The organism is Halomonas maura (genome assembly GCF_030409305.1).
In the GTDB taxonomy this organism is placed as follows: Bacteria; Pseudomonadota; Gammaproteobacteria; order Pseudomonadales; family Halomonadaceae; genus Halomonas; species Halomonas maura.
Map to the genome: position 1 here is coordinate 80,919 of NZ_JAUFPQ010000018.1, position 22,169 is coordinate 103,087.

The window sequence follows — 22,169 nt, forward strand, 5'->3', positions numbered from 1 at the left end:
AGAAGATTCTACATCAGGGCCGGAGATATCACTATTTGGTCGGCTGGATCGGCTTATGAAATCTCGCCATCGACGGGCTTTCCCGTCCCGTAGGTTTCAGTCTCCTGCCCCGTCGGGCCTGCGAGGCGGCGGCAGTCTGAAGGAAAAGGCTTAAGGCTTTCTTAAGGAAGGACGGGGCGCGGGGGCGGGCCCAGGGGACCCTCGTTGCCGAACGTGGCGGGCGCGCCGAGGCGAATGTGGAGGCTGGTCGGAGGCGCCGGCCAGGTGCCTGCCACCCGCGTCTCGCCGCCGGCATACCGGACCACATCGCGGTGCCGGCCAGGGTGGCGCAGGGCGCCAGTGCGTCATGGTGCCGTGGCCGGGAAGCGGGCCAGCACCTCCCGGACGTCGCCGTCGCGACGGATCTCCAGGGGCAGTAGCGTCCCCGGAGGTTGCTCGCGGACCCGGGCGGACAGCTCCGCCGGAGCGTCCAGCGGCCGACCCGCCGCGGCGAGGATCACGTCGCCTTCCCGCAGGCCGGCCGCCGCGGCCACCGAGTCCGGTTCGACCGATTGGATCACCACCCCGGCCGGGTGGGGGCCGATCATCACGCCGAGGCGTGGCGGTACCGGGGCCGCGAAGGGGGCCTCGTCGCCGAGGGTGAAATAGCCATCGGCCAGTCCCTCGGGCGGCGCCTGGCAGTCCGCTTGCCGCGGGCGCGGCATCAGGCTCCGCTGATCGGTCACGCCCAGGTCGGCCAACTGGTGGGGCACGCCATGGCCATGGGCCAGGTGCCGAAGGCCCATCAGGCCCACCACCAGGGGGCCGTCCTCGGCCACTGCGGCCAGGGCGCTGGCCATGGCTCGGTCCCAGACCAGTTGGGCGGCGACGAAGCGCTCCAGCGCGGCGGGATCGTCGTCCCCGGCATGCCGCTCGAAGGCCTCGGCCAGGGAGCGACGATAGGCCGGCGAGGGGGCGGCAGGCGGCGGGATAGCGAAGCGCTCCCCGGCGGGGACCGAGGCCCAGCCGTCGCCGGCCAGCCGGCGACGCAGGGCGGGGGCGACGTTCAGCGCCTTGAGCGGCACCCCATGCATGCGGGCGAAGTGCAGGATCGGCAGGTAGAGGGCCGGGTCGAGGCCCCAGGCCGTCGCCCAGTCGCTGGCCTCGAGGAAGGCGGCCTCGTCGAGCTCGCCATTCACCCAGGCATCCAGGGCCGGCTGGGCCTCCCGGGGCAGCATCTCCAGGCCGATCACCAGGTCGGGGCGCAGGGCATGCAGGCCGGCCACGGTGTGCAGCTGCCAGCGATGATGGGCCGGCCGGTCATGCTCCTCGCCGAGCAGCACCACCGACTGGCGGGCCAGGTCCCGCATCAGCGCGTCGGTGGCCACCGGTGTGCCGTCGGCGACCAGCCACTGGCCGGGTGCCGGGCAGGGCGCGGCCAGGCCGGCGAGGGGCAGGGCGAGCCCCGCCACCAGGGCCAGGCGGGACCCGAGGACGGCGAAACGGGCGCGTCGCGACATGGGAGGCTCCTCGCGGGGGGCTGGGTTTCTCACCCTACCTCCAGGCGGGGCGCGAGCAAAGCCGGCCATGCTCCAGGGCGGGGAATGCGTTACCCTGCGCCTCCCGCGAGCCATCCCCGGAAGGCGTCATGTCCCTGTCCCATGCTCAGCGCTTCCAGCGCCTGACCGCCCTGCTGGCCGACTGGCAGGCCCTGTGGCGCCCGCTGCCCTTCCAGCATCGCGAGATGCCCTGGGGGAGTAGCGTCGCCGGCCTCGCCGACACCCTGCTGGCGCTGCCCGGCGACGAGGTGGCTCGGCTGCAGGCCGCGCCCTTCGTGGACTCGCCGCTGGCGGCCTGGTTGCCGGTGGACGAGTTGGCCGCGCTGGTGGCCCTGCCGTCGGGCGCGTCGCCCGTCGCCCCGCTGCCGGACGCCTGGGGCGAGGGCATCGGCGCACGCAAGTGGCGACAGGTCCAGGCCTTCGCGTCCCGGGTGCCCATGGATGAGGGTGAGCTGGTGGAGTGGTGTGCCGGCAAGGGCCATCTGAGCCGTACCCTGGCACGGCTGCATCGGCGCTCGGTGACGGGGCTGGAGTGGCAGCCGAGCCTCTGCGAGGCGGGCCAGCAACAGGCCGACCGTCAGGGCCTGGCGGTGCGCCTGCAGCCTCAGGACGTGATGGCCCCGGATGCCGCACGCTGGCTGGCGCCCGGCGTGCGGGTCGCGGCCCTGCATGCCTGTGGCGACCTGCATGGGCGGCTGCTGACCCTGGCCGCCGAGATCGGTAGCGCGGTGAGCCTGGCCCCCTGCTGCTACCATCGCACCGCCGCGGCGGACTACCGGCCGCTGTCCCGCCAGGGTCGGGAGCTCCTGGCGGCCGGAGACTGGACGCCGCGCCGCGAGGACCTGGCCATGGCGGTGCAGGAAACGGTGACCGCGCCGCGTGGCGTGCGCCGTCACCGCGAGCGGGCCAATGCCTGGCGGCTGGGGTTCGACCTGCTGCAGCGGGAAGTGCGCCGGCGCGATGCCTACCTGCCGGTGCCCAGCCTGGCCTATGGCAAGCTGCCCGACGGCTTCGCCGGCTTCTGCCACTGGGCGGCCCAGCGCAAGGGCCTGGCCCTGCCGGCGGGTCTCGACTGGTCCGCCCATGAGGCCGCCGGCTGGCGGCGCCTGGCCGCGGTCACGCGGCTGGAACTGGTGCGCCACCTGTTCCGGCGTCCGCTGGAGATCTGGCTGGCGCTGGACCGCGTGCGCCTGCTGGAGGAGGCCGGCTTGCGGGTCACCCTGGCCACCTTCTGCGAGCGGGATCTCACCCCGCGCAACCTGCTGATCGAGGCCACGCCCCCATAGAACACCGGCCATGCGGGTATCCGCATGGCCGGTCGAGGTCGAGACGCCTGGCGTCAGTGGTGACGGCTGAACTCGCCGTGGCGGCTGTCGGCCATCAGGCGGTCGAACTCGCTGCCGCTCATGTGCACCAGGGTCTCGTGGTCGCCGGCATCGAAGTAGATGTCCGGCTGGTGACGCAGCTGGTCGTCGAGATAGACCTGCAGCCCATAGGCCTGGCCCACCGCGATGGTGGCCCCGGGGTCGCAGTCCTCGAACTCCTGCCGGATCTCGTCCTCCGAGGCCAGTTCCAGCTTCTCGTGGAAGAGTTGCGAGAGCTTCTCCAGGTCGGCATCGCAGGTGCTGGGCACCACGGCGACACGATAGCCGGCGTCACCATGCAGCATGATCGCCTTGGCCATCTGGTTGCCGCCGACATGCGACATCTGCGCGATGCGGCTGGTCGAGACCTCGCGTGGGTGGGGAACTTCCTCGTAGTCGATATCACAGGCGCGGAGGTATTCCCGTATCGTCATCGGCATGGCCATGACGTTGCCTCCTTCGGCCACCGGGGCCGAAACATCGGGTTAGCGTGTCTCCCTGCTTGGCATGTAGGACTCCACACCTTCCAGCATAGCGCGGCTGGCCACGGATGCGATCAGATCGTCATCCAGGGCGAGGCCTCACGGTCGATGAACTGCTTGACCTCATAGGGGGACTGCTTGGGGCCGGGCATGCCCGGGGTCCCCGTGGGCATGCCGGCCAGGCCGATGCCGTCGATGTCGGGGCGTTCCTGCAGCAGGCGATCGATGGCGGCGAAGGGCACATGGCCCTCGATCACATAGCCCTCGAGCTCGATGGTGTGGCAGGCGCCTTCTCCGTAGGGGACGCCGGCGGCCTGCTTCACGCTGCCGATGTCCTGGGTGTCGATGACCTCCACATCGAAGCCCCGCTCCTCCATCTGGCGGGCATAGGCCGTGCAACAGCCGCAGGAGGGATTCTTGTAGAGCCGCGCCTCGAGGGCATCGGCGTGGGCGATGCCGCCGGTGAGCAGCAGGCCGGTGGTCAGCAGGGGAACCAGGCTGGCTTTCATCGTGGGTCTCCGGTGATGAATGGCCGGCGGGAGCGCCGGCCGGGATCGCAGGTCATTCGGGGGAGGCTTTGTCCCCGGGGGTGAGTCGCTGGCGCTGCTGCTCGTCGAGGAGAGCCAGCAGGTCATCGTGCAGGGCGCGACGTTCGAGCCACATCTCGCGCTGCAGCTCGGCCAGGCGGGTCTGGGTCTCCGCGAGGGCATCGGCATCCGGCGCGTCCTCGGCATGGAGTTCCGTCATCAGGGACTGATGGAGCCGCATCATCTCGCCGCGACGCTCATATTGCGCGGCCTGGTGTTCCGCCATCAGCTGCCGGGCCTGCTGGTGCTGTTCCGGCGAAAGCAGGGTCCAGAAGCCGGGCCCCATGCCCTGGCCAGGATAGCCGCCCATCATGCCGGGGCCCATGCCCTGGCCATGGTAGCCGCCCATCATGCCGGGGCCCCTGCCCTGGCCAGGATAGCCGCCCATCATGCCGGGGCCCATGCCCTGGCCAGGGTAGCCGCCCATCATGCCGGGGCCCATGCCCTGGCCAGGGTAGCCGCCCATCATGCCGGGGCCCCTGCCTTGGCCGGGATAGCCGCCCATCATGCCGGAGCCCATGCCCTGGCCATGGTAGCCGCCCATCATGCCGGGGCCCATGCCCTGGCCAGGATAGCCGCCCATCATGCCGGGGCCCATGCCCTGGCCAGGATAGTCGCCCATCATGCCGGGGCCCATGCCCTGGCCAGGATAGCCGCCCATCATGCCGGGACCCATGCCCTGGCCGGGGTAGTCGCCCATCATGCCGGGACCCATGCCCTGGCCAGGATAGTCGCCCGTCATGCCGGGGCCCATGCCCTGGCCAGGATAGCCGCCCATCATGCCGGGACCCATGCCCTGGCCAGGATAGCCGCCCATCATGCCGGGACCCATGCCCTGGCCAGGATAGTCGCCCATCATGCCGGGGCCCATGCCCTGGCCGGGATAGCCGCCCGTCATGCCGGGGCCCATGCCCTGGCCAGGATAGCCGCCCATCATGCCGGGACCCATGCCCTGGTCATCGGGGTCCATATGCGCACCGCCATGCCCCATGGCGGCCGGGCTGGCGAGCACCGCGAGGGCCAGGGCCGTGCCCAGGGCGAGGGGAAAGCTGGGACGTTGCATGGTGTGTCTCCTGACGAGCCCGAGGCCCGCTTGGGTCTGCATCGATCGGTGAGTGTCCCACGGTCCGCCTGTGCAAGCTGGCCGGAACCCGCGTGGCTTCAAGGCTAGCCTAGTCGCGGAAGTGGCCCTTTGACTTGTATCAATCTCGAGGCGGGAAGTAAACCTGTGTGCAGGGTATAGGTTGTTGTTATGCATGGATTTTTCATGATTCGCACCTGGTCGCGGGGGCGGCGAGCACCCTCCCTGTCGTGGTGTTCGCCGAGCCCGAGGCCCTGCCGGGAGCGAAGCGTCAGCCGGCCGCCGCGCACCGCCAGAGAACTGGGTACCCGGCAGGCGCGCCGCCACACGGGTCGGCCGGGGCGCCACACGGTGGGAAGGAACGCGACATGGACGTCTGTCACTCTCCATGGACGGTCATCACGAGGCGCCGGCTACCGCCGTGGTCGCGATGCTCGCACAGGTAGATCCCTTGCCAGGTGCCCATATTGAGGCGTCCGTCGGTGATGGGGATCTGAACGCTCGGGCCCAGGATGCTGCTCTTCAGATGTGCCGGCAGGTCGTCACTCCCCTCGAAGGTGTGCTGGTAATACGGCTCGTCCTCCGGCACCACACGGTTGAAGAAGCTCTCGAAATCGGCACGTACCGTGGGGTCGGCATTTTCATTGATGGTGAGTGATGCCGAGGTGTGCTTGATGAACACACTCAGCAGGCCGGTCTGGATATGGCCGAGATGGCCGATGCCGCGCTCGATCTCCTCCGTGATCAAATGGAATCCGCGTGAGCGGGGCTTTAGATTGATTTCCTTCTGTATCCACATGGTGACGTCCTGCTGCTTGATGGAACCACAATCTTGAAAGTCTCCAGCCCTTTTCAAGCCGGGCGAGCCATTCTGGTACGCAGTGGCCGGCTGGCTGTACCGGCACCGGATGCACTAGCAAGCGCGATGCACTCCCGAGGGGATCACTCCGTCAGCCCCTCTCGGGCCAAGGCATCGCGGACAGCCGGCCGCGACCGGATATCGTCGAAATGCCGTTGCAATGCCGGCCAGTTTGCGACGGACAGGTCCTGATCCCCCAGCCAGCGGCAAACGGTGAACAAGTAGGCATCCGCCAGCGAGAAGTCGCTCCCCAGCAGGTACCTGTGCTCGTTCAGGTGATGCTCGATCACGGCCAGCCGCCGTGACAGATGCTCTCGGCCCGGTTTCAGGAATGCCGTTGGGGTCGTCGGCCGGAAGAGCGGGCTGAAGCTCTTGTGAATCTCGGTCGCCGTGAAATTCAACCATTCCAGTGCCCTCAACCGCGGCATGCCGGATGCGGGCAATAGGCCGGCGTCGGGCGCCTGGCCATCCACGAATTGCAGGATCACCGGAACTTCGGTCAACAGCTCGCCATCCTCCAGCACCAGCGCCGGAACATAGCCCTTGGGGTTGATCTCGAGATAGTCCTGATCGGCTGCCGTCCGTCTGGTCTGATAGTCGACTTCGACCAGGCTGAATGGCTGGCCGGCTTCGCGCAGGGCGATATGGGGCGCCAGCGAGCAGGCGCCGGGCATGTAATAGAGCTTCATTTCGCCTCTCCGCCGGATAGCATGTCGGGAAGATCATCAAGAACGACCAACGCAAGGTCGTAGGCCCCGCCATTCACTTCCTCCATCTTGTGCCCCTTGCCGCTCAGGTCCGCTGCGACAAACTGGTCGCCGGGTGACAGCACGCGGGCATCACCGTTGCTCGTCTGGATGCGAACGGACCCGGTCAGAACGCTGCCAAGCACCCGCGCGGGAGCGCAATGCCATTCGTCCCGATAGCTGGCAGGGTGATGCATCATCAAGACGCCGGTCGCTGCCATGGTATCGGTAACGCTGTACCCCGCAGGCGAGGGCGGGGTGAAATCGCCGTCGACGAGCGGCCAGGTGTGGTCGGCGAGATAGGAATCGCCGTCGTTCCCGGTGCATATCTGGACATATTTCATATGGTTGGCTCCGTGTTCGACGCTGGTCACACCCGGACGCCTGTGGCGGGGACGAGAGACATCCCGCCCCGTCGCGAGATCTGACGCGCGATGGCCTCACCCTCTACGCTATCCCGAATATAAAGAGCGATCTGCCGCCGCACGCCGTGGCACTCGGTCATTGACGGTGTTCAGCGTGCTTCCTGGCGGACGCATCCCATCTGATTGTAGGCCCGTAGGGGCAAGCTTCGTGAAGGCGCGGCGAGTGACGCAGGGAGCGCGAAGCCCTTCGGATTCCCAGGTGTCGCCGGATGCTTCACGTGGCCCGCGATTCGCAGACGTCCTGGGCGACCGGCAGCGTCGACACGATAGTCGGCCAACCGACATGGAACGCCAGGTGGCTCTCATCAACATGTCGTCGGTCTACGGGCACAAGAGGGGCCGCGACGCGACCGTAGACTGCGCGACCAGGTTCGGGGTGCGGGCCCTCTCCGAAGGCCTGCGCCGGGCCGATGCTGGAACGACGGCTCCCGCCCACGGCGCTTCCTGCGTCGGGTCCTGGCTTGTCGGCGTCGCGCCCGGCGGTCAAGCCATGCTGGGGGAAAGCGCCGCGAGCGTGGCCTCTCCCGCTAGGCAAAGTCGTCCCAGTAGGGGGAGGTGCCGAAATAGCCGTCCAGGAAGTCGACAAAGCATCGCACCTTGCTCGCCAGCAACTGGCGATGGGCGTACACCGCGTAGAGTGACATCGGTTCGGGTTCGTGCTCCGCCAGGATGATCCGCAGTTTTCCTGCCTTGATCGCGGCGCCCGAGATGAAGGTGGGCTGCAGGGCGATGCCGGCACCGGCGATGGCCGCCGCGACCAGCACGTCGCCGTTGTTGCTGATCAGATCGCCGCCGGGGTGCTGGTCACGGCCCGGCAGCCACCTGACGACCGACTCGCCGGCCTCCTGCTCCATGTAGCTGTAGCGCAGGTAGCAATGCGTCTTGAGGTCTTCCGGATGGCGGGGCGTGCCGTGCCGCTTCAGGTACCCGGGCGAGGCGCACATCACCAGGCGTACCGGCGCGATCCGCTTGGCGATCAGCGAGGAGCTCTTCAGGTGGCCGATGCGCAGCGCGATATCGAAGCCCTCCTCGACGATGTCGACCTTGCGGTCGTTCAGCTGCAGGTCGATGCCGACGGCGGGGTGGGCGCGCTGGAAGTCGCTCAGCAGCGGTGCCAGGTGGTGGGTGGCGAAGGACACCGGGGCACTGATCCGCAGCAGCCCCTGGGCCTGGGTTTGCAGGTCGCCGAGCTGGTGCTCCATGTCGTCGATGTCCGTGAGCACCTGCTGGGCGCGCTGGTGATAGCGGGTGCCCGCTTCGGTCAGGTGGATCTTGCGCGTGGTGCGGTTGAGCAGGCGCACCCCCAGATGTTGCTCGAGCTGGGACACGTACTTGCTGACCAGCTGGGGGGACATCTCCAGACGCTCGGCGGCGCGGGTGAAGCCGCCTTCGGCCACGACGGTGATGAAGGCGCGCATGGCATCGATACGGTCCATCGGTGACTCCAGTGGGGGTGGCCTCTCCAGATTATCAACGCATGGTTGATAATTAAGCAATACTCGCCATCTTAGTCTTCCTGTTTGGTGATAGTAGAGTAAGCCCATCGCCTGGGGCGGGGCTCCAGGGACACACCAACAGATCAAGATGCGAGGTGACCCTCATGAACACGCAATTCGCCCAGACCCTCTTCAGCTCCCGCGGCGGTGTTGCCGCTCTGGTCCTGCGGGTCCCGGTGGGGCTGATCCTGGCCGCCCACGGCGCGCAGAAGCTCTTTGGCTGGTTCGGTGGCTACGGCCTGGAAGGCACCGGGCAGTGGCTGGCGAGCATCGGCCTGGGGCCGGGCTACCTGATGGCGCTGCTGGCCGGTGGCGCCGAGTTCTTCGGCGGGCTGGCGCTGGTGCTGGGCCTGCTGACCCGTCCGGCGGCGCTGGTGTCGGCCTTCACGATGCTGGTGGCCATCTTCGCCGTGCATATCGGCAATGGCCTGTTCATGGCCAACAACGGCTACGAGTACGCCCTGAGCCTGTTCGCGGTCACGCTGGCCCTGGCGATTCAGGGCGCTGGACGCTTCGCGCTGGATAACCTGCTGCTCGAGCGTCTCGGGACGGCCGTGGGCGGCCAGAGTGCGGTCCCGGGCAAGTAAGCGGGCGCATCATGCCGCCGGGAGTGACTGACAGGCACGCCCCCTCTAGGGGGCGTGCCCCTACCACAGGAGAGCAGGATCATGCTGGTACAGGGTGTCTGGCAGGAGAACTGGCAGCCGGTGCAGGCGAAGGATGAGCAGGGGCGCTTCATTCGCCAGAGCTCGTCGTTTCGCCACTGGATCACGCCGGATGGGACGCCGGGTCCCACCGGTGTTGGGGGCTTCAAGGCGGAGAAGGGGCGGTATCGGCTCTACGTCGCCTATATCTGTCCCTGGGCCTCGCGAACGCTGATGGTCCGCGCGCTGAAGGGGCTGCAGGAGGTGATCGACGTCACGGTCGTCGATCCCCGGCTGACCGATCAGGGCTGGCAGTTCGGCGGCTACCCCGGGGCCGACGAGGACACGCTCAACGGCGCGCGCTACATGCATGAGCTATACACCCGTGCCGATCCGCAGATCTCCGGTCGCGCCACGGTGCCGGTGCTCTGGGACAAGCAGACCGGGACCATCGTCAACAACGAGTCGGCCGATATCCTGCGGATGCTGAACGGTGCCTTCGCCGGCATCGAAGACCAGGGACCGGACCTCTACCCGGACGACCTGGCCGCCGAGATCGATGCCCTGAACGCCTATCTCTACACGGACCTGAACAACGGGGTGTATCAGGCCGGCTTCGCCTCCAGCCAGCAGGCCTACGATGAGGCATACGGGAAGGTGTTTGCCGCGCTGGACGAGCTGGAATCCCGGCTGGCCGATGGGCGCGCCTACCTGTTCGGCGATCGCCTGACGGAAACCGACCTGCGCCTGTTCGTGACCCTGGTGCGCTTCGATGCCGCCTACCATGGCCTGTTCAAGTGCAACCGCAACACGCTGCGGGCCATGCCGGGCCTGCACGCCTTCATGCACCGGATCCTGGCCCTCGACGGTATCGCCGATACCGTGCGCCTCGACCATATCAAGGCGGGGTATTACTCCATCAAGGCGCTGAACCCCACCGGGATCGTGCCGGCCGGGCCCGGCGAGATCTGACGTGAACCGAGGAGCGACAGCCATGACCAGCACGACCGATGTTCTCTTCATCTCCCATGGCGGTGGGCCGATGCCGCTGCTGGGCGATCCGGACCACCGTGAAATGGTGGAGCGGCTCACCGAGATCGCGGGCCAGCTGCGCAAGCCCTCCGCCATCCTCGTCATCAGCGCCCACTGGGAGGAGGCGGTGCCGACCATCACCGCCGGGGCCAACCCGGGGCTCCTCTACGACTACCATGGCTTTCCGCCCGAGTCCTACGAGATCGAGTATCCCTGCCCCGGCGAGCCGGCGCTGGCGCGGCGGGTGCACCAGGCACTGGAGCAGGCCGGGTTTGATGCACGTCTCGATGACCAGCGGGGCTTCGACCATGGGCTGTTCGTCCCCCTCAAGCTGATGTACCCGGCGGCGGACATTCCCTGCGTGCAGCTGTCGCTGGTCAACAGCCTGGATGCGGCGACGCACCTGGCCATCGGCCGGGCGCTGCAGGCGCTGGACGTCGACGGCCTGCTGGTGATCGGGTCCGGTTTCTCCTTCCACAACATGCGCGCCTTCTTCGCGCCCAACACCCCGGACGTTCAGGCCCGCAACCAGGCCTTCGAGGACTGGCTGGAGCAGACCTGCTGCGACGAGCGGATCGAGGAAGCGGAGCGAGCCGAGCGTCTGATCCACTGGGACCGCGCTCCCCAGGCCCGCTTCTGCCATCCCCGCGAGGAGCATCTGCTGCCGCTGCATGTCTGCTACGGGCTGGCGGGAAGGCCCAGCGAGACACATATGGCGGCCACGATCCTCGGGAAGACATCGGGGATGTTCCACTGGCGGGTGACCGCGTGAGCACGGGGGGCGTCGACGACCTCCCATGCCAGCAGCAAGCAGGCGGGCATGCTTCCCGGGGAAGGGAAGACGTGCCCGCTGCGGTCGGCACGCGGGGTGACGCCTAGCCGGCGTCCGGCTGCTCGCCCGGTGCGGCCTGGGCAAAGGCGGGCAGCGCCCGGCAGCTGGCGACGATCCGTCGTATCGTCGGGTAGGCCGAGAGGTCGCAGTCGAAGCGCTCGGCATTGAAGAACTGGGGTACCAGGCAGAGGTCCGCCAGGCTCGGCGTGTCGCCGTGGCAGAACTCGCCGGTGCCGGCCTCCCGGGTCAGCATGGCCTCCAGGGCGGCGAAGCCCTCGTGGATCCAGTGGCGGTACCAGGCCAGCTTGGCCGCGTCGTCGACCCCGAGCTCGTGGACCAGGTACTTGAGCACGCGCAGGTTGTCGAGGGGATGGATCTCGCAGGCCACCAGCTGGGTGAGCGCCCGGACCCGGGCCCGCCCGGCGGGGTCCGCCGGCAGCAGGGCGGGCTCGGGATGGCGCTCCTCCAGGTATTCGCAGATCGCCAGCGACTGGGTCAGGCGCTGGCCCTCGTCGGTCTCGAGCACCGGGACCAGGCCCTGGGGATTGCGGGCCCGGAAGTCGTCGCCGCGCTGCTCGCCCTTGACCAGGTTGACCGGGGCCTGGTCATAGGCCAGGCCCTTGAGGTTCAGCGCGATGCGCACCCGGTAGGCGGCCGACGAGCGGAAGTAGCCATACAGCGTCGTCATGGTTGCCTCTCCGGAGCTGTCACTTGGAGTCGTACTGCACGACCTGCTGGTCGATGGCGCCGAAGATGCTCTGGCCCTGGCGGTCGAACATCTCGATGCGCACGCGATCGCCGAAGCGCATGAAGGGCGTCTTCGCCTCGCCGTGGAGGATCGTTTCCACCATGCGCACCTCGGCCAGGCAGCTGTAGCCCACCCCGCCGTCGGCCACCGGCTTGCCGGGGCCGCCATCGGCGTCGGGATTGGAGACCGTGCCGGAGCCGATGATGGCGCCGGCGCCCAGGTAGCGGGTCCTGGCCGCATGGGCCACCAGCTGCGGGAAGCTGAAGATCATGTCGGGGCCCGCCTCCGGCTCGCCGAACTTCTCGCCGTTGAGGTGCACGGTCAGCGGCAGGTGGACCTTGCCGTCCTGCCAGGCGTCGCCCAGCTCGTCCGGGGTCACGCAGATCGGCGAGAAGGCGGAGGCCGGCTTGGCCTGGAAGAAGCCGAAGCCCTTGGCCAGCTCGCCCGGGATCAGGCCGCGCAGGCTGACGTCGTTGACCAGCATGACCAGCTTGATGTGCTCGGCGGCCTGCTCCGGGGCGACGGCCATGGGCACGTCATCGGTGATCACCGCGATCTCGCCCTCAAAGTCGATGCCGTGCGCCTCGCTGACGGCCTCGATATCTTCCTGGGGCGCCAGGAACTTGTCGCCGCCGCCCTGGTACATCAGCGGATCGGTCCAGAAGGTCTCCGGCATCTCGGCATTGCGCGCCTGGCGCACCAGCTGCACATGATTGAGGTAGGCCGAGCCGTCGGCCCAATGGTAGGTGCGCGGCAGCGGCGAGTGCAGGCTCGCCATGTCGAGGGCGAAGGCGCCCTCGGCCTGGCCCTCGTTGAGCCGGGTGTAGAGGGCCTCGAGCTGCGGGCTGAGCTGGTCCCAGTTCTCGATGGCGTGCTGCAGGGTGAGGGCGATCTCGGTGGCGCGAACCGCGCGGCTGAGGTCGCGGGAGACCACGATCAGTTCTCCGTCACGACCGGTCTTGAGGGTAGCGAGTTTCATCGTCTGTTGATCCTTTCGTCAGGGAGCGAGGCCTTGGCGGCCCCGTCCGGGTGTCAACGTTTCAGGGCTGGGTCGGGTCGAAGTGCGAGCGCAGCGTCGACCAGACATCGACGTAGTCGCGCTGGCGGAAATCGGCGTCGAGGGCGGCGCCGGTCGGATGAAAGACATAGCGGCTCTCGAACATGAAGGCCAGGGTGTTGCCCTGGTACTCCGGCTCGAGCTCGGCGGCGGAGGCCTTCTCGAAGGTCTCGGCATCCGGCCCATGGGGCGACATGCAGTTGTGCAGGCTGGCGCCCCCCGGCACGAAGCCCTCGGCCTTGGCATCGTACTCGCCGTGGACCAGGCCCATGAACTCGCTCATCAGGTTGCGGTGGAACCAGGGCGGACGGAAGGTGTTCTCGGCCACCATCCAGCGCGGCGGGAAGATCACGAAGTCCAGGTTGGCCATGCCCGGGGTGTCGGAGGCCGAGGTCAGCACCGTGAAGATCGACGGGTCCGGGTGGTCGAAGCTCACGGTGTTGATGGTGTTGAAGTTGGCCAGGTCGTACTTGTAGGGCGCGTAGTTGCCATGCCAGGCGACCACGTCCAGCGGGGAATGGTCCAGGCGGGTCTGCCAGAAGCGTCCGGAGAACTTGGCCACCAGGGTGAAGTCCCCCTGTCGGTCCTCGTAGGCCGCGACCGGACTCTGGAAGTCCCGGGGGTTGGCCAGGCCGTTGGCGCCGATGGGGCCGAGGCCCGGCAGTTCCAGGGGGCTGCCGTAGTTCTCGCAGACATAGCCCCGGGCGGCCTCCACGCCGTCGGCGCGACGCACCTGGAACTTGATGCCGCGGGGGATGACCGCGATCTCGCCATTGGCCACGTCCAGCTCGCCGAGCTCGGTGCGCAGCCGCAGCGTGCCGAGCTGGGGCACGATCAGCAGCTCCCCGTCCGCGTTGTAGAAGAAGCGCTCGGTCATGTCCTGGTTGAAGGCATAGACATGCACGCCGCAGCCCGACTGGGCGCCGGCGTCACCGTTGACGGCGATAGTCAGCAGGCCATCGACGAAGTCGGTGGGCGACTCGGGCAGCGGGGCCGGGTCCCAGCGCATCTGGTTGGGATCGGCGGCCGGCTCGGCCAGCGGCGCGGTCACGACGCGCCGGTTGTCCAGCGGCTGATAGGCGCCCTGCACCACCGAGGGACGAATGCGGTACAGCCAGCTGCGCAGGTTCTGCGGGCGCGGCGAGGTGAAGGCCGAGCCGGTCAGCTGTTCCGCATAGAGGCCATAGGCACAGCGCTGGGGAGAGTTCTGACCCTTGGGCAAGGCATCGGGTAACGCCTCGCTGGCGAAGTGATTGCGAAAACCGCTTTGATACTCAAGGGTATCGGTGATCATCTCGGAATCCTCTCGAAATCGGCGCTGTTCTTGTTGGCCTGGCCAGACGGGCTACGCTTTGTCTGAAAACTGCCTGCGCTCGCCCATCCGGCGTTAAAAATCGGATCAAAGTACTCATTTACACCGCGTGAACTCCGTCTTTTCTCCGATTTTTGCCTTGTTTGGCCATCGCTCGTCGACTTTTCAGACAAAGCTTAAGGCGATGTCTCTGACCGTGGGCGACTGGGGCCGTGGGCCTTTCCGGTCGGCGTGGCCTTCTGGCGGTAATATAGTTTCTTATGAAACCATTTGTCCAGAAGGTCGGCGCCTATCATGCCTGGCAGTGCCGCAAGTGGGCATGACAACAGATAAAAAACAAACAGTTACGTAAATATAAGACTTAAGTCTTATGCGCGATTGTCGATGTTTTAGTTGAAGATGAGACTGGTCAAGGGCCGAGATAGTGGGGTCGCGCAGGCTGGCTGGTGCTGCCTTGCCCGCTGTCGTACCCTTCCTGCCGTCACGACTTTACGAGGAGGGCCCATGGAGGTGGACGAGCGATCAAGCGGTGAGCCTGGGGCCTCCGCCGGCGCGGGCAGGGATGCCGGACCCGGCTCCCTTCCCCGTGCGGAACTGGATCTGTCCCAGTTCCTGCCCTATCGGCTCAACCGGCTGGCCGATCGCATCAGCGACGAGCTGGAGCGCATGTACGCCGAGCGCTACGACATCAATGTCGCCCAGTGGCGTGTGCTGGCCTGGCTCAGTCACTGCGACGAGCTGACGGCGAAGAAGATCTGCACCTATACCAACATGGACAAGGCGCGGGTCTCCCGCGCCGTTCAGGCGCTGGAGGATCGCGGCCTGATCTATCGGGAGCCGTCGGTCCACGACCAGCGCGTCCATGACCTGCACCTGACCCCGGCGGGCGAGGAACTGCTCGCGAGCCTGGTCCCCGAGGCCCAGGCCTGGGAGGCCGAACTGGTGGCCACCCTGAGCGTTGGCGAGTATCGCGACCTGTTCAATGCCATGGGCAAGCTCGAGCGGCAGCTGGAGCGGATCGGCCAGGGCTAGTGCATCGCATTGGCCTCCGCTGGCTCCCGCGTGCCTGCCGTTCAGCAATAATCCGCTGAATCCTCGCCCCCTCGGGCGAGGAGCAGTCACGTATAGTCGCGCAGCTCGTCGGGGCCGAGGTTGGCGCCGGTGATCACCACCACCAGGTCGCCGTCCGGCGGCAGGTCGGGCCCGTGCCGGGCCAGCAGGGCGGCGACACCCACGGCGGCGCCGGGCTCGACCATCAGCTTGGCGCCGTAGAGCAGGTGATGCATGGCGCGCTCGAGGTCGGCCTCGCTGACCTGGGCCAGGGCCACCACCTGGGCCCGGCACAGCGGGTAGGTATGCTCGCCGACGATGGCCGCGGCAAGGCTCTTGGCGGCGGTCTCGACCCGGTCGAGCCGGGCCGGGCCGCCCTCGGCCCAGGCATGGGCCATGCTGGCCGCGCCGAGCGGTTCCACCCCGATGAGGCGCAGCGACGGCCGCAGGGCCGCAGTGGCCACGCCGATGCCCGAGATCAGCCCGCCGCCACCGATGGGGCAGAGCACGGCACTGGCCTCGGGCGCCTGGTCGAGCAGCTCCAGGCCGACGCTGCCCTGGCCGGCGATGATGCGCTCGTCGTCGTAGGGGTGCACCAGAGTCAGGCCGCGCTCGTCCACCAGCCGATGCATGAGCGCCCAGGCGGCGTTGATGTCGCCGTGGAGGATCACCTCGGCGCCCAGTTCGCGGCTGCCGGAGACCTTGAAGGCGCTGGCGTTCTCGGGCATGACGATGGTCACCGCTACCCCGGCCTGGCGGGCGGCCCAGGCCAGCCCCAGGGCATGGTTGCCGGCCGAGACCGCCCCCAGGCCGCCGGCCAGCTCGTCGCGGCTCGCGGTGAGCAGCCAGTTCAGCGCCCCGCGGGCCTTGAAGGAGCCGGTTCGCTGCAGCGACTCGGCCTTGAGCCAGACCCGCCGGCCGAGGCGCTCGGAGAGGCCGTGGTCCGGCACCAGGGGGGTGACGGGCAGGGTGTCGCCCAGGCGTGCCCGGGCCTCGCGGAGGGTGGCGATGTCGAGCATGGGCTCTCCTTGACGGTCAGTCGACGGACGGCGTCTCGTCGGCGTCGGGGAAGAGCGCCGCGCGGAAGTAGTCGCCGATGCGCTCCCGGGTGTGAGCGTACCAGTCCTCGTCCTTGGTCACCGACCGCTCGGCGTTGAGCGGGTGGGTGGGGATATGCAGGCGCATGTCGATGCCGCTGTCCGCGTGGGTGGTGATGCGCAGGGCGGCGCTGTGCCGCGAGGGGCCGTAGGGAATATAGCGGCTCAGCGCCGCCTGTCGCTCGGTGCCGGTGGCGAAGCGGATGAAGGCCCGGGCCGCCTCGGGATGCGGTGCCCGGCGCGGGATCGCCCACACCTCGTGCTCCTGGACCTGGCCGTCCCAGAGGATGTCGATGGGCACGTCGCGGTTGACCATGGCATCGAAGAAGCGGCCGTTGTAGCCCGAGGCCATCACCACCTCGCCCTCGGCCAGCAGCTGGGGCGGGGTGCTGCCGGCCTCCCACCAGCGCAGCTCCTCGAGGCCGGCCAGGCGCTCCAGGGCCAGCGACAGGCCGCGGCGGGTGCTGAGCAGCCGGTAGAGCTCCTCGCGGGGCACGTCGTAGGACAGCAGGGCCCATTCCAGGTTGACCGAGGGGGTGCGCTGCAGGGCCCGCGGGCCGGGGAAGCGCCGCTGGTCGAAGAGATCGGCGATCCGCGTGGGACGCTGGCCGGGGAAGGCGTCGCGGCGATAGGCCACCACGGTGGCGAACACCGAGTGGGTGATGCTGCAGGGGCCGAAGGCCTCGTCGATGAAGTCGCGCTCGGCGGGAGTGCCATCCGGTGCCGGCTCGGCCAGCGACGGCGACAGCGGCGCGAGCAGCCCCTCGCGGCAGGCCGCCATGGCCTCGCTGCGGGTCATGTCCATCACGTCCCAGGGCACCTCGCCCGCGGCCACGGCGCGGCGCAGGTCGGCGAGCCCGCCGTCGTAGCGGGCCACGCTGACCGGGGTGCCGGTGGCGGCGGTGAAGGGGGCGAAGAGCGCGCGGCTCTGGGCGCGCTCGTAGGCACCGCCCCAGCTCAGCACGGTGATGCCCTCGGGCGCGGCGCCGGCCGGCCAGGCCACCCACAGCCCCAGCGCCAGGGCGCAGGCCCGGGTCAGGCGCCTAGCCGGCACCATGTTCCTCCCGCCGCAGCTCGTCGCTGTAGCGCAGGAAGGCCCGGGCGATGCTCGCCTCGAAGACCACGCCGAGGAAGGTGTCGTCGTCATCCACCACGGCGATGGCCTCGCCGGTCATCTCCTGCAGGTGGCGCATCGCCGTCCACACCGAGGTCTGCGGGCCGAGCACCGGGCGTGGCGTCTGCGGGCAGTCGTCCACGGTGCGCGTGTCCTCGCCCTGCTCGCGGATCACCTCCAGGTCGGCCAGGGTCACGCTGCCCCGGTAGCGGCCCTCGGCGTCGACCAGGTAGGCCTCGCCGTGGCCGGCCCGGCCGAGCCGCGCCACGGCCTCGGCCACGCTGGCGTCGGGGCGCAGGGTCACGCCCTCCTGGCTCATCAGCTGTTCGAGCCGGGCGTCCTCGAGCACGGCGCGGCTGCGCCCCGAGGAGAGGTCGAGCCCGCGTCCGGCGAGCTGGATGTCGAACAGCGAGCGGCCGAACAGCTGGGCGGCGATGGGGCTCGCCAGGGTCACGCTGGCCAGGGCCGCGGTGGTCAGGGTGTAGCTGCCGGTGAGCTCGAAGACGATCAGCAGGCTGGTCAGGGGGGCGCCGATCACCGGCGCGGTCACCGCCACCATGCCGCAGATGGCGTAGAACACGAAGGTGTCCTGGGCGCCGCCGGCCGCGGCCACCAGGGTGCCGCACAGGGCGCCGAACAGGGTGCCGATCACCAGCGCCGGGCTGAACACCCCGCCACCGAAGCCCATCCCCAGGCACAGCGCCGTGGCCGCGAGCTTGAGCACCAGCACCACGCCCAGCTCGAGGCCACCGAAGGCCCCGGCGATGGTGGCGAAGCGCAGGGTCTCCTGGCCCATGCCCAGGATGTCGGGAACCCACAGCGCGGCCACGCCGAGCATGGCGCCGGCCAGCGCCGGGCGCAGCGGGGGCGCCAGGGGCAGCCGCCCGGCGAGGCGGCCCACCGCCAGGATGCTGCGCATGTAGGCGCCGGCCACCAGCGCGCCGAGGCCGCCGATGGCGAGGAAGGCGGCGAACTCCCAGGGCCGGGGCAGGGCGGGTTCGGCGACGTGGAACAGGGCCCCGCGGGCCAGCACATTGGTGGCGATCACGTGCCCGACCAGGGTCGCGGCGGCCACCGGGGCGAAGGCGCGCAGGGCATAGTGGCGCAGCACCACCTCGTGGGCGAAGACGATCCCCGCCAGGGGCGCGTTGAAGGCCGTGGCGATGGCCGCCGCGACGCCACAGGCGATGGTGATGTTGTCCTCCGAGCGGCCCAGGCGCAGCAGCCGCGCCGCCGTCGAGCCGAGGCTCGCGCCCATGTGCACCAGCGGGCCGTACTGGCCCACCGAGGCCCCGGCCCCCAGGGAGACCAGGCCGGAGAGCGCCGAGAGCACGCCGGCCCGGGCAGGCAGCCGGCCGCGCCGGGTCTGGACCGCGGCGATCACGTCGGCGGGGGTATGGGGGCGGCGCTCGGGAATGGCGCGGTGCAGCTGGCCGACCACCAGGCCGCCCAGCGCCGGCACCAGCACGGTGGCCAGGGCCAGCAGTTCGGGACGGGCGAACATCATGCGCCCGCGGGGGGAGATCAGCAGCAGGTCGTTGAGCCACAGCACGGCGGCCACGAAGCCCACGGCCGCCAGCGCCGCCAGGCCGCCGATGACGGCACCCAGCAGCACCAGGCCCAGGAAGCGTATGACGCCCCCCGGACCCTGCACCGCGCGCTCCCCTGCCTGTGGCATGTCCATGTTCAAGGTGTAGGTGCGGCGGGGGGCGCCTGCAAGAATAGCGGCACGGGGAGTGCCGCCGACCGCCGCCAGGCCGGCGCGGGCGATAATCCAATGGGTCAGGACGACCCATTGGATTGCCAGGTTAATGGCCGGGCACGAATTGCCCCGCGGGCGGGATCAGTCCAGCGAGGTGGCGCCGATGCGGTGGATGCTGAGGTCGGCGCCGTTGAACTCCTCCTCCTGGGTCAGGCGCAGGCCGGAGACCCTGGCCACCAGGCCGTAGACGACCAGGCCGCCGACCACGGCGACCGCCACGCCGGCCAGCGACCCGACCAGCTGGGCCATCAGGCTGACCCCGCCGAGGCCGCCCAGGCTCGCCTGGCCGAAGATGCCCGCGGCGATGCCGCCCCACAGGCCGCACACGCCGTGCAGCGGCCAGACCCCCAGCACGTCGTCGAGGCGCTCGATGCGCTCCTGGGCCCACTCGAAGAGCACCACGAAGATCGCCCCGGCCACGCCGCCGGTGACCAGTGCACCGATGGGATGCATCAGGTCCGAGCCGGCGCACACGGCCACCAGCCCGGCCAGCGGGCCGTTGTGGATGAAGCCCGGGTCCTTGCGGCCCATCACCATCGACACCAGGATGCCGCCGACCATGGCCATCAGGCTGTTGACCGCGACCAGGCCGCTGATGCTGTCCAGGGTCTGGGCGGACATCACGTTGAAGCCGAACCAGCCGATGGTCAGGATCCAGGCGCCCAGCGACAGGAAGGGGATATTGGACGGGGCGAAGGCCACCACCTTGCCGTTGCGGTAGCGGCCGTGGCGGGCCCCCAGCAGCAGCAGGGCCACCAGGGCCACCCAGCCGCCGAAGGCGTGCACCACCACCGAGCCGGCGAAGTCGTGGAAGCCGGCGCCGAAGCTCGCGGCCAGCCAGCCCTGCAGGCCGTAGTTGCCGTTCCACACGATGCCCTCGAAGAAGGGATAGACCACCCCGACGATCAGCCCCGCGGCGATCAGCATCGGGTAGAAGCGGGCACGTTCGGCGATGCCCCCGGAGACGATGGCCGGGATCGCCGCGGCGAAGGTCATCAGGAAGAAGAACTTCACCAGTGCATAGCCGTTGCCGGCGGTGAGCTCGCCGGCGCCCTGCAGGAAGTGGGTGTCGTAGGCGATGGTGTAGCCGACGAAGAAGTAGACCAGCGCGGAGACGGCGAAGTCGGTGATGATCTTGACCAGGGCGTTGACCTGGTTCTTGTGGCGCACCGTGCCCACCTCGAGGAAGGCAAAGCCGGCGTGCATGGCCAGCACCATGATGGCGCCGATCAGGATGAACAGCGTGTTGGCGCTCTGGGTCAGGGTCTCGACGGCACTCGTGATATCCACGGGAATGATCTCTCCTGATGCATGAAAGTCGTGAATGAAGCGATTAGGCACCAAATTGATGCAAGCTCCGTTCCATCCTGGCGCATCAGGCCGACCGACAGTCAGTTGCCTCGGAAAGTCATGAGATCACAGGGACATGGAAGGCGGGTGGGTGGGAAGACGGCGGCGTCGCCGCACCGTCGTGGTGCCAGTCGGCGCCGCCATGCACGCTTCGTGGGCAGACCCTCAGAGGGTCTGCCAGGGCGAGGAGGGCGGTGCGTCCAGGGTCTCGCGCACGATGCCGAGCGCCCGCTCGACAGCCTCGCGGCTGGCCGGCGGGCCCAGACATAGCCGCAGGGCCTGGGGGGCCGCTTCGCTGCCCACGCAGAAGGGTTCGGGGGTGGAGACCTTGACCCCGCGCTGGGCGAGCAGCGCCTGGGCCTCGCTGCTGCGCCGGCCGGCGGGCAGGGGCAGCCAGAGGATGGAGGAATTCGTCCGGCCCTGGGGGGCATAGGCCGCCAGCCGCTCCTGGGCCAGGGCCTGGCGGGCGGCGATCTCGCGTGTCTGCCACTCCAGCAGCTCATGGCTGGCGGGGTCCTCCATCCAGCGACAGGCGGCCTCCACCATCAGCGGCGGCACCATCCAGCTCTGCGAGCGGATGGCCGCGCCCAGGCGCTCGAGCAGGGGATCCGGCACCGTGAGGCTGCCGATGCGCAGCCCGCCGGCCAGGATCTTGGAGGTGCTGAAGATATGCAGGGTGCGCTCCGGGGCCAGGGTGCTCAGGGCGACACCGCGGTCACTGGCGGGCAGGTATTGCACCGCGTCCTCGACCAGCCAGATGTCATGTTCCCGGGCCAGCGCCGCCAGGCGCTCGCGACGCTCGTCGGAGAGACGCACACCGGTGGGGTTGTTGAGGTCCGGGGTGACGTAGAGCACACGGGGCGCCTGGCGGGCGCAGAGCCGGGCCAGGGCCTCGACGTCCATGCCGTCCTCGTCCATCGGCACCGCCGCCAGGCGCAGGTGAGCCTGCTGGGCGGCGCAGACGAAGCCGGGGTAGGTGAGGGCGTCGGCGGCCACCAGGTCGCCCGGCTGGGCGAGCACCTGCAGCGCCAGGTGGATGCCATGCTGGCCGCCCTGGGTGATCACCAGCCGCTCGGGCGCCTCGGGCAGTCCGAGGCCGCCCTGCCAGGCGGCGATCCGCGCCCGCTGGGTCTCGCTGCCGGCCTCCGGCTGGTAGTCGGTGGCGGCCTGCAGGGCCACGGGGTCCTCGGCGATGGTGCGCAGCGCCCGCTGCAGGCCCTGGGGCCGCAGCGGGTGGGGCGGCGGCAGGCTCATGCCCATGTCGATGACCCCATCCGCCACCGGCTGGCCGGCGCGGAAGGTGGTGGGCGCCTCGCCGGCCGGGCGGCGCACATAGGTGCCGCTGCCGACGCGGGATTCCACCCAGGCCTGGCGGTGGGCCTCGGCGTAGGCCCGGGTGACGGTGCCCACGGTGACGCCCAGGCGGTCGGCGAGCTGGCGCTGGGGCGGCAGCTTCTCGCCCGGGGCCAGCTCGCCGCTGGTGATGGCCTCGGCCAGGGCCTCGGCGATGCGGCGATAGCGGGGGCCGTCGTCGGGGAGGGTCGGTGTCCAGATTGTCATGGTGACAATAAAACCTTTGACGTCATTATTGTA

Annotated in this window: 21 protein-coding genes; 5 read left to right on the forward strand and 16 right to left on the reverse strand. The window is 69.2% G+C overall.

Annotated features, from left to right (window positions below; translation table 11 throughout):
* Positions 1-344: 344 nt before the first annotated feature.
* Complete coding sequence (locus QWY76_RS12460) at positions 345-1,499, reverse strand: ChaN family lipoprotein (protein ID WP_290311562.1); 1,155 nt, start codon at positions 1,497-1,499, stop codon at positions 345-347.
* A gap of 128 nt (positions 1,500-1,627) precedes the next feature.
* Here QWY76_RS12460 and QWY76_RS12465 point away from each other — a divergent pair, with 128 nt between their 5' ends.
* Complete coding sequence (locus QWY76_RS12465) at positions 1,628-2,824, forward strand: methyltransferase (RefSeq protein ID WP_290311563.1); 1,197 nt, start codon at positions 1,628-1,630, stop codon at positions 2,822-2,824.
* A gap of 53 nt (positions 2,825-2,877) precedes the next feature.
* Here QWY76_RS12465 and QWY76_RS12470 read toward each other — a convergent pair whose 3' ends face one another.
* The 7 genes from QWY76_RS12470 to QWY76_RS12500 all read right to left on the reverse strand — a co-directional run bounded on the left by QWY76_RS12470 (position 2,878) and on the right by QWY76_RS12500 (position 8,518).
* Entirely contained in the window at positions 2,878-3,348 is a 471-nt protein-coding gene (locus tag QWY76_RS12470; protein ID WP_290311564.1) for an aminoacyl-tRNA deacylase, read from the reverse strand.
* A gap of 110 nt (positions 3,349-3,458) precedes the next feature.
* Positions 3,459-3,893, reverse strand: coding sequence for a DUF411 domain-containing protein (locus QWY76_RS12475; RefSeq protein ID WP_290311565.1), 435 nt, complete (start codon positions 3,891-3,893; stop codon positions 3,459-3,461).
* Positions 3,894-3,945: 52 nt separating this feature from the next.
* Positions 3,946-5,034 (reverse strand): hypothetical protein, encoded by a 1,089-nt coding sequence (locus tag QWY76_RS12480; RefSeq protein ID WP_290311567.1) that lies wholly within the window; start codon positions 5,032-5,034, stop codon positions 3,946-3,948.
* A gap of 397 nt (positions 5,035-5,431) precedes the next feature.
* Positions 5,432-5,851 (reverse strand): secondary thiamine-phosphate synthase enzyme YjbQ, encoded by a 420-nt coding sequence (locus QWY76_RS12485; RefSeq protein WP_290311568.1) that lies wholly within the window; start codon positions 5,849-5,851, stop codon positions 5,432-5,434.
* A 143-nt stretch (positions 5,852-5,994) separates the two neighbouring features.
* Positions 5,995-6,600, reverse strand: a complete 606-nt coding sequence (gene gstA / locus QWY76_RS12490; protein WP_290311569.1) for a glutathione transferase GstA — start codon at positions 6,598-6,600, stop codon at positions 5,995-5,997.
* On the reverse strand, positions 6,597-7,001 hold the full coding sequence (locus QWY76_RS12495) for a cupin domain-containing protein (protein ID WP_290311570.1): 405 nt from the start codon (positions 6,999-7,001) through the stop codon (positions 6,597-6,599). Before QWY76_RS12495 ends, gstA begins: the two co-directional genes overlap by 4 nt.
* A gap of 608 nt (positions 7,002-7,609) precedes the next feature.
* Entirely contained in the window at positions 7,610-8,518 is a 909-nt protein-coding gene (locus tag QWY76_RS12500; RefSeq protein WP_290311571.1) for a LysR family transcriptional regulator, read from the reverse strand.
* A 164-nt stretch (positions 8,519-8,682) separates the two neighbouring features.
* Here QWY76_RS12500 and QWY76_RS12505 point away from each other — a divergent pair, with 164 nt between their 5' ends.
* From QWY76_RS12505 to QWY76_RS12515, 3 genes are all read left to right on the forward strand, one after another.
* Positions 8,683-9,165: a DoxX family protein gene (locus QWY76_RS12505; RefSeq protein ID WP_290311572.1), complete on the forward strand. Its 483-nt coding sequence runs from the start codon at positions 8,683-8,685 to the stop codon at positions 9,163-9,165.
* An 81-nt stretch (positions 9,166-9,246) separates the two neighbouring features.
* On the forward strand, positions 9,247-10,194 hold the full coding sequence (locus QWY76_RS12510) for a glutathione S-transferase family protein (RefSeq protein WP_290311573.1): 948 nt from the start codon (positions 9,247-9,249) through the stop codon (positions 10,192-10,194).
* 22 nt (positions 10,195-10,216) lie between these two features.
* Complete coding sequence (locus QWY76_RS12515; RefSeq protein WP_290311574.1) at positions 10,217-11,026, forward strand: DODA-type extradiol aromatic ring-opening family dioxygenase; 810 nt, start codon at positions 10,217-10,219, stop codon at positions 11,024-11,026.
* A 103-nt stretch (positions 11,027-11,129) separates the two neighbouring features.
* Here the strand turns inward: QWY76_RS12515 and maiA are convergent, their stop codons facing one another.
* The 3 genes from maiA to hmgA all read right to left on the reverse strand — a co-directional run bounded on the left by maiA (position 11,130) and on the right by hmgA (position 14,185).
* The gene (gene maiA / locus QWY76_RS12520; RefSeq protein ID WP_290311575.1) at positions 11,130-11,774 is read right to left on the reverse strand and encodes a maleylacetoacetate isomerase; all 645 of its coding nucleotides are present in this window, start codon (positions 11,772-11,774) and stop codon (positions 11,130-11,132) included.
* 19 nt (positions 11,775-11,793) lie between these two features.
* Positions 11,794-12,813 carry a fumarylacetoacetate hydrolase family protein gene (locus tag QWY76_RS12525; RefSeq protein ID WP_290311577.1) on the reverse strand — a complete coding sequence of 340 codons (1,020 nt, stop codon included), beginning with the start codon at positions 12,811-12,813 and terminating at the stop codon, positions 11,794-11,796.
* Positions 12,814-12,874: 61 nt separating this feature from the next.
* Positions 12,875-14,185: a homogentisate 1,2-dioxygenase gene (gene hmgA, locus QWY76_RS12530; protein ID WP_290311580.1), complete on the reverse strand. Its 1,311-nt coding sequence runs from the start codon at positions 14,183-14,185 to the stop codon at positions 12,875-12,877.
* A gap of 522 nt (positions 14,186-14,707) precedes the next feature.
* Here hmgA and QWY76_RS12535 point away from each other — a divergent pair.
* Positions 14,708-15,235, forward strand: a complete 528-nt coding sequence (locus QWY76_RS12535; RefSeq protein ID WP_290311582.1) for a MarR family winged helix-turn-helix transcriptional regulator — start codon at positions 14,708-14,710, stop codon at positions 15,233-15,235.
* 86 nt (positions 15,236-15,321) lie between these two features.
* On the opposite strand, the gene QWY76_RS12540 is transcribed toward QWY76_RS12535, so the two are convergent.
* The 5 genes from QWY76_RS12540 to QWY76_RS12560 form a co-directional block, all read right to left on the reverse strand.
* On the reverse strand, positions 15,322-16,272 hold the full coding sequence (locus QWY76_RS12540; RefSeq protein ID WP_290311584.1) for a threonine ammonia-lyase: 951 nt from the start codon (positions 16,270-16,272) through the stop codon (positions 15,322-15,324).
* Between the two features lie 16 nt (positions 16,273-16,288).
* On the reverse strand, positions 16,289-17,407 hold the full coding sequence (locus QWY76_RS12545; RefSeq protein WP_435388982.1) for an extracellular solute-binding protein: 1,119 nt from the start codon (positions 17,405-17,407) through the stop codon (positions 16,289-16,291).
* Positions 17,394-19,142 (reverse strand): chloride channel protein, encoded by a 1,749-nt coding sequence (locus QWY76_RS12550; protein ID WP_290311587.1) that lies wholly within the window; start codon positions 19,140-19,142, stop codon positions 17,394-17,396. The genes QWY76_RS12545 and QWY76_RS12550 overlap by 14 nt, the downstream gene beginning before the upstream one ends.
* A gap of 165 nt (positions 19,143-19,307) precedes the next feature.
* Positions 19,308-20,516: an ammonium transporter gene (locus QWY76_RS12555; protein ID WP_290311588.1), complete on the reverse strand. Its 1,209-nt coding sequence runs from the start codon at positions 20,514-20,516 to the stop codon at positions 19,308-19,310.
* Between the two features lie 225 nt (positions 20,517-20,741).
* Entirely contained in the window at positions 20,742-22,136 is a 1,395-nt protein-coding gene (locus tag QWY76_RS12560; protein ID WP_290311589.1) for an aminotransferase-like domain-containing protein, read from the reverse strand.
* Between the last annotated feature and the right edge of the window lie 33 nt (positions 22,137-22,169).

What these genes read in the sequence shown, in the direction of transcription:
- QWY76_RS12500 (WP_290311571.1), bottom strand. Translation starts at nt 8,518, where the DNA reads ATGGACCGTATCGATGCCATGCGCGCCTTCATCACCGTCGTGGCCGAA.
- QWY76_RS12535 (WP_290311582.1), top strand. Translation starts at nt 14,708, where the DNA reads ATGGAGGTGGACGAGCGATCAAGCGGTGAGCCTGGGGCCTCCGCCGGC.
- QWY76_RS12550 (WP_290311587.1), bottom strand. Translation starts at nt 19,142, where the DNA reads ATGCCACAGGCAGGGGAGCGCGCGGTGCAGGGTCCGGGGGGCGTCATA.
- QWY76_RS12510 (WP_290311573.1), top strand. Translation starts at nt 9,247, where the DNA reads ATGCTGGTACAGGGTGTCTGGCAGGAGAACTGGCAGCCGGTGCAGGCG.
- QWY76_RS12470 (WP_290311564.1), bottom strand. Translation starts at nt 3,348, where the DNA reads ATGGCCATGCCGATGACGATACGGGAATACCTCCGCGCCTGTGATATC.
- QWY76_RS12460 (WP_290311562.1), bottom strand. Translation starts at nt 1,499, where the DNA reads ATGTCGCGACGCGCCCGTTTCGCCGTCCTCGGGTCCCGCCTGGCCCTG.
- QWY76_RS12465 (WP_290311563.1), top strand. Translation starts at nt 1,628, where the DNA reads ATGTCCCTGTCCCATGCTCAGCGCTTCCAGCGCCTGACCGCCCTGCTG.
- QWY76_RS12560 (WP_290311589.1), bottom strand. Translation starts at nt 22,136, where the DNA reads ATGACAATCTGGACACCGACCCTCCCCGACGACGGCCCCCGCTATCGC.
- QWY76_RS12495 (WP_290311570.1), bottom strand. Translation starts at nt 7,001, where the DNA reads ATGAAATATGTCCAGATATGCACCGGGAACGACGGCGATTCCTATCTC.
- QWY76_RS12515 (WP_290311574.1), top strand. Translation starts at nt 10,217, where the DNA reads ATGACCAGCACGACCGATGTTCTCTTCATCTCCCATGGCGGTGGGCCG.
- QWY76_RS12545 (WP_435388982.1), bottom strand. Translation starts at nt 17,407, where the DNA reads ATGGTGCCGGCTAGGCGCCTGACCCGGGCCTGCGCCCTGGCGCTGGGG.
- hmgA (WP_290311580.1), bottom strand. Translation starts at nt 14,185, where the DNA reads ATGATCACCGATACCCTTGAGTATCAAAGCGGTTTTCGCAATCACTTC.
- gstA (WP_290311569.1), bottom strand. Translation starts at nt 6,600, where the DNA reads ATGAAGCTCTATTACATGCCCGGCGCCTGCTCGCTGGCGCCCCATATC.
- QWY76_RS12485 (WP_290311568.1), bottom strand. Translation starts at nt 5,851, where the DNA reads ATGTGGATACAGAAGGAAATCAATCTAAAGCCCCGCTCACGCGGATTC.
- QWY76_RS12525 (WP_290311577.1), bottom strand. Translation starts at nt 12,813, where the DNA reads ATGAAACTCGCTACCCTCAAGACCGGTCGTGACGGAGAACTGATCGTG.
- QWY76_RS12540 (WP_290311584.1), bottom strand. Translation starts at nt 16,272, where the DNA reads ATGCTCGACATCGCCACCCTCCGCGAGGCCCGGGCACGCCTGGGCGAC.
- QWY76_RS12475 (WP_290311565.1), bottom strand. Translation starts at nt 3,893, where the DNA reads ATGAAAGCCAGCCTGGTTCCCCTGCTGACCACCGGCCTGCTGCTCACC.
- QWY76_RS12505 (WP_290311572.1), top strand. Translation starts at nt 8,683, where the DNA reads ATGAACACGCAATTCGCCCAGACCCTCTTCAGCTCCCGCGGCGGTGTT.
- maiA (WP_290311575.1), bottom strand. Translation starts at nt 11,774, where the DNA reads ATGACGACGCTGTATGGCTACTTCCGCTCGTCGGCCGCCTACCGGGTG.
- QWY76_RS12480 (WP_290311567.1), bottom strand. Translation starts at nt 5,034, where the DNA reads ATGCAACGTCCCAGCTTTCCCCTCGCCCTGGGCACGGCCCTGGCCCTC.